At 53.4% G+C, this 11633-nt stretch carries 8 protein-coding genes; 1 reads left to right on the top strand and 7 read right to left on the bottom strand.

Features of this window, described 5'->3' with window-relative positions; all coding sequences use genetic code 11:
- The 6 genes from RMSM_RS23650 to RMSM_RS23625 all read right to left on the bottom strand — a co-directional run.
- On the bottom strand, positions 1–783 hold a 783-nt coding region (locus RMSM_RS23650; RefSeq protein ID WP_008702445.1), incomplete at its 3' end, for a hypothetical protein.
- Positions 773–1153: a hypothetical protein gene (locus tag RMSM_RS23645; RefSeq protein WP_040769171.1), complete on the bottom strand. Its 381-nt coding sequence runs from the start codon at positions 1151–1153 to the stop codon at positions 773–775. The genes RMSM_RS23650 and RMSM_RS23645, both read right to left, overlap by 11 nt.
- Positions 1154–1317: 164 nt before the next feature.
- Positions 1318–2616 (bottom strand): hypothetical protein, encoded by a 1299-nt coding sequence (locus RMSM_RS23640; RefSeq protein WP_040769170.1) that lies wholly within the window; start codon positions 2614–2616, stop codon positions 1318–1320.
- 396 nt (positions 2617–3012) lie between these two features.
- Positions 3013–4152 (bottom strand): dihydrodipicolinate synthase family protein, encoded by a 1140-nt coding sequence (locus RMSM_RS23635; RefSeq protein ID WP_008702439.1) that lies wholly within the window; start codon positions 4150–4152, stop codon positions 3013–3015.
- Positions 4153–4200: 48 nt separating this feature from the next.
- Positions 4201–5241 carry an NAD-dependent epimerase/dehydratase family protein gene (locus tag RMSM_RS23630; protein ID WP_040769174.1) on the bottom strand — a complete coding sequence of 347 codons (1041 nt, stop codon included), beginning with the start codon at positions 5239–5241 and terminating at the stop codon, positions 4201–4203.
- A gap of 84 nt (positions 5242–5325) precedes the next feature.
- Positions 5326–10605: a neutral/alkaline non-lysosomal ceramidase N-terminal domain-containing protein gene (locus RMSM_RS23625; RefSeq protein ID WP_160168355.1), complete on the bottom strand. Its 5280-nt coding sequence runs from the start codon at positions 10603–10605 to the stop codon at positions 5326–5328.
- A gap of 496 nt (positions 10606–11101) precedes the next feature.
- On the opposite strand from RMSM_RS23625, the gene RMSM_RS41240 reads away from it, so the two are divergent.
- On the top strand, positions 11102–11239 hold the full coding sequence (locus RMSM_RS41240; protein WP_008702430.1) for a hypothetical protein: 138 nt from the start codon (positions 11102–11104) through the stop codon (positions 11237–11239).
- Positions 11240–11308: 69 nt separating this feature from the next.
- On the opposite strand, the gene RMSM_RS23610 is transcribed toward RMSM_RS41240, so the two are convergent.
- The coding region (locus tag RMSM_RS23610) for a hypothetical protein (protein WP_040769168.1) at positions 11309–11633 on the bottom strand (325 nt) is incomplete at its 5' end.

Below are 11633 nucleotides of genomic sequence, written 5' to 3'. Positions count from 1 at the left end.
AATCGAGTCGTTGTCCGCACAGCGATCGACAGCCCGAGTTGCGACGCTGACCACGATCCCTTTCTCGATTCCATTGTCGCTGCCAGCCTCCGAGAGCGCCGATTTAAGAAACTTGATTGCGATGTCGGACCTATCTGGACCGACGATCTCCTGAATTGCAAGTCGTGCAAGATGGGTGCCTCCATTCTCCTTGATCTGCGTTTCTGCTAAATCGAGAATCGTAGAACGTTCTTCATCATCCAAGCCCGTGGCAATCAATGCAGATGCGGCTGTTTCAGCATGCTCTCCGCCAGACTTTACGATCTCCCAAAACAAATTGTTGAGCGTCTCAGTACGATATCCAATTTTTGCAACACACCAGAAGTACGGCTCACGCGGTTCGGTCCGAATGATTTTTTCCAAAACATTCAGAACATCGTTACGAACCTCGCGCATCGCAGCGTATGGATACTGGTACACCCACTCGCGAATGTTCTCTCGCAGGTACTGCTGGTCAATTGTAAGTCTGGGAGAGTCTTTTTCGCCATCCTCTTCGAGGACAACGAACGGCAATACATCGAACTCGACGACTTCCGCAACCCGCTCTGGGGCGGATTGAGTAGCACTTGCTGCTGCCGTGCAAAGAGAATTGGCAAGGTTAACGGCATGGCCATGCCCCACCGCATCGGACGCGGCCAGGACGTCCGCAAAGAGGTCGCGAACATCGTCAAGCGATCTTGCATGTTCCAGCCGCTGAGACAATTGGCGTCGGATTTCTTCTCTTCCTGTCAATTCATAAGACATTTAGGCTCACTCCTTTGGCAAAAAACTCGCACAGCCAAGGTCTTTTCCATTTCCATATTTGTCGATTTTCGTCTTGCATCTCGACTACGCCAGCGGAAACCGCTTCCTTGAAAACAGGTTCTTGATGAATCTCGGGGCACCGCGCCTCGGAACATGGAGCCAGCCAATCTTCGTACATCAAACCATCTCGTGTAGGATCGTCGAGGAATCGCTTTGCGCTTTTACTCAACGCAGTCTTTGCGGCATTCAACGCCAGCGGCCCCACTCGCTCCTCGATCTTTGCGTAGAACCATTGAATATACTCACTTGCCAGTTTCGCGAGAGCATCAGGTCTCCCATCCAGGAACTCATGCTTGTCATCGTCGCTCATTTCAGAAAAGTATCGCCATAGGACAGGATGACGGATGACATCCATACGGCTTGGCTCGACGGGCGAGTCTGCAGAAGGAGCATGATCGTCACGGTGGCTATAACGCAAGCGAAGGTGGCTTTTGATTCGACTTCCGACCTCTGACTTCAGGTTATGGGCAAGCGTCAACATCTCGTCAGGCTCAAACTCCGCGACCGAGAACGAGATGGGCTTCTCGGCAAACGCGAACCCACAAGCGAGCCCACGTAAGTCCGCGTGATTTCGGCACACAACGATAACGCTAAATCGCGGCACATGATCGTTGCGAAAATGGTGGTTGCATCGAATATCAGCCTGCTCAGGACGCTTCTAGCTTCTGAAGGTAGCCCCTGAAGACCATGTCGTTCATCAATTCCATCTACGTAGATTGCCAAAATCGGAGGATCCGGCTTGGCTCGTCTTAAGCGGGCAATGGATAGTTCCCACTCAGTTTGGTCAGGATTTTCGACTTGCTTGCGCCAGCTCTTTACTGCCAACTGAATGCTCGTTTGACCCAATTCAGCAGCTTTAACGACAATCGCGAAACCGGGTGGATGCTCACGTGATTCAAGATTGAGTCGAGCCGCTTCGCTCACGGCGACTGATTTTCCGCACCCTCCTTCACCCTGAACAAGGACAAATGGATAGCACCTCGCTGCATTAGCAATGTCATTATATACAGTGCGGTCAATTGTTATGGTTCGTTGAGTCTCTCGATCTTTGTAAAGCTTCACTGCATCTAACTGAACGCCAAGCGATCGCTCACTTGTAAGACTAACGGGGTCGGAGTGGCCCACCAGTTTTTTGAGCAACAACTGGCGATTGACCTTGCGTTCGCCGGAAGATCGAGCGACTTCGTTCAGGAATCCGACAATGGTATTGATACCAGCTTGGATTTCGTGGTCATGCATGCCATGACGGTCGGCGATCTTAGTGATCTCATTCTCGCACGCAGCAAGATCGCGGTGGTCGTATTCCATGCTGCGAAAGATCGGATACAGAACGGTGTGTCTGTACTCCTTGGCTGAATCAACACTGAGATTCTTGTGCAAATAAACCTTGAACTTCTCTTTGGACTTTCCCGTCTTCATCCAAGCCTTTGCTTCAGCATCGAGCACACGATTGGTAGTTAAGCAAAACTCAAAATCCCTGGCCGGTAGACCGGATGCCTCCACGCTCTTGCGAAACGCCTCCAGGATTTTGCGTAAATCGTTCGGGCCGAGCATCCTACCTTCGCTCGAATACTTATACTGAATCAGCTTGATTTTGCCACTGTTGCCGCAAATCGGCCTAATAACGCCATCTTGACCGAGCTTCTCAACCGAGAAAACCGCTATCGGCTCGTCCTTGCTTTCGTCGCTAAAGTAGAGCTTTAACGCGTCACTAGCCGAAGCAAGTAGCTGAAAGAAGAACCCAGCGATCGAATAGTGCCCAGATTCCTTCAACGAGCTATGCCTGCAGTGATGATCGTGTTCTGTATCATTGTGAAAAAAATAGTATGTGTCGCATGATAACACTCCGCAACGCCGTAGTCATGTCGACAAAATCATGCCACCGGTTTGCAGAGCTCTATGATTCGCCAGAGGTTTTTGCAGCCTGCGAAAACGCGTCATCGTTTTCTATGCGAAGTCGTAGAGTTTCCGGTGATCTCAACATGATTGGGCATCGTGTTTATGCCAAAGACAATCATCACGCTATCGAGAGGAAAGAAGCGGCGAGAGCGGTTTGCCTTGGCGGGGTAAATTGGCGGCATGAGGCCCTTACTATCATCCGCCACTGTTATCCTATAACCCCTGCTGATATTGGCGTGAATTTCCTGTTCGGCGGTTCTTGTTATGGGGCTACCGCAGCCACTCGTCGAGATGCTCGGCGACGAAGGCGTCGTCATGCATGTGCGGATACGATCGATAGACTCGGTCGATCTCGTCGGCTTGCCCCGGACTGACGGTTTCGTGGGGATTCAAACACCATGTTCCTTCGAGCAATCCTTGCCGCCGCAATACCTCGTGGATCCCAGCGATGCAGCCGCGGAACCCATTGGCGGCATCAAACAACGCCGCGTTGCAATCGGTGACCTGAGCCGCCATCGTCATCATTTCAGCGGGAATCGCCCCAGACCGGCGGAACTGTTTGCAACGTTCCAAGAGCGCAACCGCCGCCTGTGTCCAACAAGCCCAATGACCGAGCAATCCACCGGAGAACGCGATTCGCTTTTCACCCGCGGGCGTCGGCAACACAAATTCGGTCAACAAATCGCAGATAATGTTATCATCGTTGCCCGTGTATAACGCGATATCTTTGCGACCAGAATCGATCACCGCGCGGACCACCTCCAGCGCCTGATAGCGGTTGAAAGGCGCGATCTTGATCGCCACCACGTTTTCAATTTCCGCGAAACGTCGCCAAAACGAGTAGGGTAGCTCGCAACCTCCCACTGCGGATTGTAAATAAAATCCCATCAACGGAATGACTTCGGCAACGCGGCGGCAATGTGCAATCAACTCATCATGACTGCGTTGGTCATGCCCATTCAAACGATGCCCATTCAAACGATGCCCATTCAAACGATGCCCATTCAAACGATGCCCATCCAAACGATGCCCTGCCAAACTGAGCAGCCCGACGTGGTACTGCAAATCACTCAGCCCCTGAGCTTCCTGGATCGCTTGTTCGGTTTGCCCCACGATGCCTCCGATTCGTACGATGGGTCGGCCGTGACGCTGTTGTGCGTTCTGTAATTCTTCGGCGGTCAATTTCAACACCGGTCGCAATAATCCATGTTTAGGATCGCGAATTTCAAACTGAGTTGTGTGAACCGCCACGGCAACGCCCCCCGCACCTGCATGGGTGTAGTAACGCAGCAAAGCTCGCTGGCGACGTGGATCAAAACGCCGCTGCAATGTCAACGCTAATGGACAGGCGGGAATCGCGATGCCGTCGAGAAGCAAGTTGTGAATCGCAGGCGACAATGTTTGAGTCATCGGTTCTATCTATGCTGTGAAATTGCAGGATGGAGAAGCGATCGCGAATCAATATTGGCCATCACGTACTTGAAATCCGGTCGGTTTGTCGTGCGTCGGTTCGCCACGCAATAGCCAATCCGCGGTCCACTGGATCACCGTCTGCACCGGTACTTGAGGATACCCAAACATCTCGTGACAGCGTTGCCCATTGGTCAACAGACACGAGGGTGACTCGGTACCAACGAAACGCACTTGTTTGTCAAACAATTTCGCGAACGATTCGGCGATCCCGCGAACAGTGACCAGTTCGGGGCCAACCAAGTTCACCACAAAGGGTGGGCTGCTTACATGCGCCAGCGAGCATAACGCCATCGCATTGGCATCACCCTGCCAAATCACATTGCAATGCCCCATGGTCACATCGATCGGATGCTCGGCGAGCACCATCTTGGCGATATCGACCAAGACGCCATAGCGAGGTTCCACCGCATAGTTCAGCCGCAGGATCGAAGTGGGAGTGTTGTGGACGCGGCTGAAATACTCAATGATCCGTTCGCGTCCCACACAGCTCATACTGTACTCGTCCGTTGGATTCAGCGGATCGCTTTCGACCGCGCCGCCGTGCGTCAAATCGGACAGTCCATAGACACAACCGGTTGAGTAGGCGACGACGCGGCTATCGCGATACCGCTGCATCACGGTCCCCGGCAAATAGCTATTCATCGCCCAAGTCAGCGACGGATTATTGGTGACTCCGAACTTGTGCCCTGCCAGATAGAGGACATTTTCTGCGTCCGGCAATCCCGCCAATTGATCCGTATCGAGCAAATCCGCCTGGATCGTGTCGACTCCGATTGCGTCCAGCCGTTTCCGGCTCGCCGAATCCGAGAAGCGAGAGACCGCGATAATACGTCGTGCCGTCTCCGCTTGATCCGAAGCCCGCTTGGCCATGCGAGCGATCGACGGCCCGATCTTGCCTCCGGCACCGAGCACGAGGATATCGCCCGACAGATGAAGCATTGTCGAGATCACCGCGTCAGTCGGACGGCTGATCAGTTCTTCGAGCTCGGGGATGTCAGTCGGGGGAACGTGTTGCTTCGAGCTCATCGCCGAATCCGTCTGTTGGTCGAAATAGTTTTTGTTTGGCAAACAAGATAATTTGGCGACTACCGAAATGTGCCTGTCTTCTTCTTAATTAGGTGACGGTGGCGCGGAACGAATGTAATGAATCAAATCGGCCATCTGCTGTGGATCCAGACTCTTCTCAAAACCCTCGGGCATCAAACTCGTCTGGTTCGAACGGAAATCTTCCAGCTCGGATCGCTGCAACGTTTCCTCTTTTGCTTCTTGCAGTCGCAGCGTGATTGCCGATCCGGACTCGGCCGCCAACAAGCCGGTGACGATGCGACCGCTGTCGGTGAGCGCCACGTAGGTTGCATAACGCGTGTCCATATTTCGGCTCGGATCAAGTATCTCTTGCAGAAAAAATTCGACCGGTTTACTCGCCAAGGCTTCCAGTTCAGGCCCAACTTCGTTGCCAGTCCCTTTGAAGCGGTGGCAGGTCGCACAATGCTTCCGAAACAAGTCGCTACCACGCGATGCATTGGCCTGTAATTCTGAAACACCAGAATACTCGGCGATCACGACTGCCCGGTCCGCGTTCACCTCCCCTGAAAACACCTGCTCGGCCTGAGACTTCAGCTTTGCACCGCCAGCGGCGAAGATTCGCTGACGTGATGCCGTATCGATTTCTGACGCACGAATTTCAGATTGACCGATCGCCTCTAACAACAGCTCAATCGAGGAGACTCGCGAGGTCAGGGCGTCTAACATTGCGGCGCGTACCGATGGGGAAACTTGATCCCATTTACCGATCATTAATTGGGTGGAGTCTGGCGAATCGTTTCGAGCTAACGCGGTCACGCCCGCCAACTGTATTTCACTTGCATTTCGTGCATTGAGCACTTGCGCAACCACGTCGATAGTCACGTCCTTTTCGATTTGCAAATGATGTAAGGTGTGTAACGCGGCGACGCGAAGGGGCACCTCCTGGTCTTGATCGACGATGGTTTGAATCGCCAATGGCAAACATTGCTCGATCAATTCATCGCCTTTTTGCCGCTTAAATGCCTGGCGGAACTCCTCGTGTCGTTCGAAATGTTCCAGCACGGTGGGCAAAACTTTCCACTGCCACAATTCCAATCGCTGTGACGATGTTTGGCTGACGGCGAGAGCCAAACGAGCCTTGATCGCGTCGCTACACATCGCAAACAGAACGGGAAACGTGCGAACCGCGTGCCGATGAAGTTGACCGCTCTGTTCGACTAAATGTTCGGCAAACCTATCGACGTTTTCCTTGTGAAGACTGCTCATAATCGCAGCGTCTAAGAATGAATCATCAGGATTGTTGAGCAACATGTTTGCCAGGACATCGCCAGTCGCAATGTCCTGCCATTGTCCCAAAGAGCACGCTACTTGTAATCGCACGTGAGCGTCGGAGTCGGTAGCGAGCGGCAAAAGTTTGGTGAGCACCGTAGCCGAGACAACCGCGTCGCCATTTGCCAGCGTTTCGGCGACTCGCACTGCATGGCGACGCACGTTCGCGTCGTCGTCCTCAAAAGCATCAACCGCGTCATCCAACGTTAGTATTCCTGAATTTGTCAGCAGCGAAAGTGCCGCGACTCTAGCCGCCGGCAAAGTTGACTCGCGAGCCAGTTTTCTCAGTGCCGGTCCCGTATCAACCGCCTGATTCCACTGTAACAACTGCATTGCCATATCACGCTGCCACCCGTTCTTGGATTCCAGCGTTGCCACGAGTTCATTGGCCGACAATTTATCCAACCGAGGCCATGACACAGCGGATTCTCCTGCTCGAGAAACGCGGTAAATACGGCCTTGATCGGCTCCGCCTCGAACATCGACTTTCGCAAGCGAACTTGGCGGGATCCACTTTGGGTGCTCGATCACTTCGCGATACATGTCGACCACCCATAAAGTCCCATCGGGAGCGGTACGGGCCTGAACCGGCCGAAACGATGGATCGGTCGAAGACAAAAATGCGTGCTTTCGTTCCGACGGAATTACCGATCCAGAAAACGACGACCGATTCGGCGAAAGTTGCAAATGATGGACAAGCAAATTGACTGGCTCGCAAGTGTACAGACCACCTGTGTATGCAGGCCCCAAATAACGATCGCGGTAAATCCCGATGCCACAAGCTGCGGTCGCTTTCCCGCCTTGCCCCGACTTTTCAAAGAGTTGCAAGTCGCGACTCGCGGAAACCAATGTCGCATCCGCAGAAGTCGCGGGCAGATGCTTTAGAACCGAGGTGGGAGACGCCAGCGGATTGCGGCACAAATAGTGGTACGCGAGGGGATAGTGGAAACCGAGTTTCGTATTGTCACATCCATACCAGTTACCGAAATCGTCGCGGACCCGGCCTTGTTGCGTGCGACCAACGGCACGTTCGATCTCGCCTGTATCCGGACGTATGCGAAAGTCGCTGTTGCCCAATTCGATCGTTTTTCCCGTCAACAGCGATGTGATCTTCCCGCCAAACAGGCCGCATGATCCATACACCCAACCATCAAGTCCATATTCCAAACTGTTGACGCGAGCTTGGTAATTCTGGTCGCCAAACCCGGTGAACAGTTTTTTGACCAAATCCGCTCGTCCATCATTGTCCTGGTCTTCGGCATATAAAATGTCGGGTGCTGCACATACCAGGACCCCATCTCGCCATACCGTGACACCGGTGGGGAATGGGATGCCGTCAAGAAAGACTTTTGATTGATCCCAGTTACCATCATCACGACTGGATGTCAGCAAACGCACCCGTCCCCCGGGCTGATAGTTGCCATCGATACCGGCGGGATAGTCGTACATTTCAGCAACATAGACTTTGCCATCAGCAGTGAAATCAACCGCGACCGGGGATGCGATGAGTGGTTCGGAGGCAACAAGCGTGACGGTCAATTCATCATCGGCAAGCTGTAGCAACCCCAGCGATTGCTGTGGCGATTTGCCAGTTGCCGCGTCCGTCGAGACTGGCGTGTTTCCGACGTCTCCCACAAGCGAACGGCAAAGGTCCGTTGCCGTCGACAGAATCTGCTTTTCAAGTCCACGGCGAAGCTTGGTGGGTTGGTCGTAGTAGATCATCGAATCACTGCCTTCGTATCCGCCTCGCTGCAACACTTTCTCGCTGGGAATGTAGCAAGGGCAGGCATTGGCGTAAGCGTTCACCCATACGCCACGATCCGGTAGTTGCGTTTTGAGTTCGATACCATATTCGACGGTAACTTCACCCGCTAAGAAAACCATGTTCAACGCATCACCGAACGACCAAACCTGAACCGGATAGTCGATCGATTCTCGCAGAGGTTCACCGCTATTGATTTTTTCAAGCTGTTTTTTGGCGTGGTAACCCAGGGGCGTATCCAGTTTTGCACGTTCCGTGAATTCCGCTTGGCTGGGCAGATCATCCAGCAGAAGATCTAGTTCCGCGTGGCCGACGCGAATGTTGTTTTGTACCGCAGTCATTTCGCCTTGCAGCAATCGCGATACCTCGGCGGCGATCAATTCGCCCTGGCTGATTGCGATTTCAACGCTGCCACGAGTGCTCGGATTCTGGTCTCCGCCACAACCAACCGAACACATCGCGATGCAATCAGGATGAGCGTTCTCGATCCGTGACACTGCATATCCGGCCCAATCGCCGCCGATCATCCGCTCGGCCAAGGTGACACAGTGACATGCATAGCTTGTGTAGACGCCGATCAGCGTGCCCGCTTCGTCGCGGACCGCTAACACAGGCAATTCGTGATCAATCGGCCCGTCATTGTCTCGCCGATTTTTTGCGAATTCGACCTTTCCCACGGACCACTGAAGTGTCGCGGGGTGGCGGTTTTTCAAAGCCGACGTTGCCACCGCGGTTAGATGGTCTGTAAATTCACGGGTATACTGATCGATCGCTTTCTGTTCTTGCGGAGTAAAATCTCGCGCCATGATGTTTGGGGCGCAACCATTGATAATCGGAGCGGTATGAGTATGCGTCGCCGTGATCGCGACTCGCGTGGGTTCGACCCCCAGCCGCTTCAATCGATTGCATACCTCGGCGTGAATCTCTGCGGGAATACCAAGCGTATCGACGGTGATCAGGATCAAGGGATTGGGATCGTCACCCTCGATCGCCATTGCTTTTGCCCAGATCGGTTGCCGCACGCCGGTAGAGACCTGCTGACGGCTGAGAAATCCATTCAACAGGATTGGATAGTCGGGCGTGATATTGACCCGCGCCATCCCAACCTTAAACTCATCATCTTTTGCTTCCGCAAGACTTGGATCAACAAGCAGAGCGGACAGGATTTGGGCGTAAACGCGATGGCCAAAATCGTTGGGATGATTGACGCCGTTGCCTGTCAGATCGGCATCTTTCTTTCGCCTGAAAAACTCTTCCCAAACACTGGTCATATCCGCCAACGCGACCCCCGGTTCACGCAGTTCCGCTAATTCGTCGCGATATTTGGGAAACACGTCATGCTTCAGCGTGACCCAATCTCGGTTTCCCAGCATCGATGCGACTAAGATGAATTCAGCCTCGGGTACCAGAGCTCGCGTTTTGGCAATCATCGTCGCGGTGTTTTGGCCGTATTCCTTTGCCGAGCGGCCTGCGGAATCGTTCATGCCAAAGGCCAGGATCACGAGGTCCGGATTGTGCTCTGCGACCTTGTCGATCATTGTCACTCCCCAAGGAGTCGACGTGCCTCCCACGGACAAGTTGGTCAGCGTCACCTCGGTCTGATAATGAGCCCGAAGATGTTGCACCAATAGGTCTTGGTATGCCGGTTGATAGGGAGCCCCATTGCCCCAACCGGACGCATTACACCCCGTCGAAATACTGTCCCCTAGCAAAACGACTGATAGGGGTTTGCGGTCACGAAGTTTTTTTAGTGTGTTCGGCAGAACAGCGGGATCAAACGCAGGCATCTGCACCGGCCAATCGTCACTCATCTTTTCATAGGTGACGCGCGTCTGCATCTGGTGATACTCGAGCTTCGCGCCAAACAGGATTTCTCCGTTGCCATCGCGGTGTGTGAGTCGATGCCGCTGAGAATTGGCGGGACGCCGCAGGTCCGACGAAGTGCTTGTCACAATCCGCGATCCGACCGGAATAACGATCTGGCGAGCACCGGGTTCAAAGCGATAGTCCACTCCCGCTTCGTAGGTGATCTCGCCGGAGGAACTTTCAACTGAAACGATCTTTTTGATCGGAAACAGCACGCTGCCAACCGCATCTTCGGTTCGGTTTTCGCGAAGAAACAGAACGGATTCGTCTTCGACAACATTGCTGTTCCAGAACGGCTGCAGCAAATCAGGTGAGTATTGCCATGCCCCCGACTCTTGCGCGTTGACCGAAAAGTCGGCCACCACTACCAAACCGAACACAATTGCAGCAAGACAGCGATGTCTCATACGAAAAATCCTTTTCATACGTTATTGATGGAAATGACAAACAATTATTCACCGTCGCGTTTCTCACATTACGGACGATTCCGAAGGTGACGTTTCCCGCGATTGGCAAAGCACGCAGTAAACGACAGCGAATTTTTGAATGGTTCGCCACGGAGTAGGCAACGCTGTGAAGCATTTTTTAGCGGCAGGGCGCGAGCCCTCCGGTGTTTTAGTCGAAACGAGGAACCGGAGGGCTTGCGCTCTTACGCTAAAACCTCGCAAAACACGGGGGTTCAATGCTTCACAGCATCGACGGGACGGGCAACATGGGGAGGGGCAACACGGGAGGGTCGGGGCTACACTATAGACTTCAGGATTGTACTACAAAGGCCGGGTCGAATGTGGGCGCGAGCATGAAACGGTGCAGCGTGATCCGAACTATTTTCTCGACAGCGTTCGGCAAAATTGCTGGGGACGCTCTTTCGTGACACGACGGTAATCGAAGGATTTCGCGATCTTGGATCAAGTTTTGTCGATGATGCCCGAGGGAATGCTAGAACAATTGACAGCGGAGCAGAGGCGAGATTTGATCGCGTATCTACGATCGCCAGCGGGAGTCGAGCTGCATTCCCTCAGTGCTCCGATTGGGCAATAGACGCGTAACATTGCCCAAAGAGTTACCCTCGTCCACTGTCGATTGTGCTACGTAAAATCTGGATGCCGACTATCGCTGTGGGGTGGCAATCCGCTCCCAACAATCCGCATCGCTTTGCAAAGCGACCAATTGCGAAAGCCCGGCCTGGACCGTCGACGCAATCTCCTCGGGAAAGTCTCCGGCAATCACTTCGAGATCAGCAGTGTCTTGCACGTTGAAACCTTGGGGAGCTCGCAGGTAGACGACCGGCGGATTCATCATCCACTGGACAAAATGCTCGGCCAGTCGTGGAGTGACGTTTTCGTCGGCCTCGGGAAAGTCACCATCAGCGATCAAGACAAAATGATTCGCTTTCATCTGACGTGCAAACAAGCGATCGCATCCGCGCTGCAGT

Source organism: Rhodopirellula maiorica SM1, from assembly GCF_000346295.1.
Classification (GTDB): Bacteria; Planctomycetota; Planctomycetia; order Pirellulales; family Pirellulaceae; genus Novipirellula; species Novipirellula maiorica.
This window is presented reverse-complemented; position numbering and strand designations above follow the sequence as displayed.

Coding starts and splice junctions, on each gene's coding strand:
- RMSM_RS23645 (WP_040769171.1), bottom strand. CDS start 1,153: ATGAGCGACGATGACAAGCATGAGTTCCTGGATGGGAGACCTGATGCT.
- RMSM_RS23635 (WP_008702439.1), bottom strand. CDS start 4,152: ATGACTCAAACATTGTCGCCTGCGATTCACAACTTGCTTCTCGACGGC.
- RMSM_RS23630 (WP_040769174.1), bottom strand. CDS start 5,241: ATGAGCTCGAAGCAACACGTTCCCCCGACTGACATCCCCGAGCTCGAA.
- RMSM_RS23625 (WP_160168355.1), bottom strand. CDS start 10,605: ATGAGACATCGCTGTCTTGCTGCAATTGTGTTCGGTTTGGTAGTGGTG.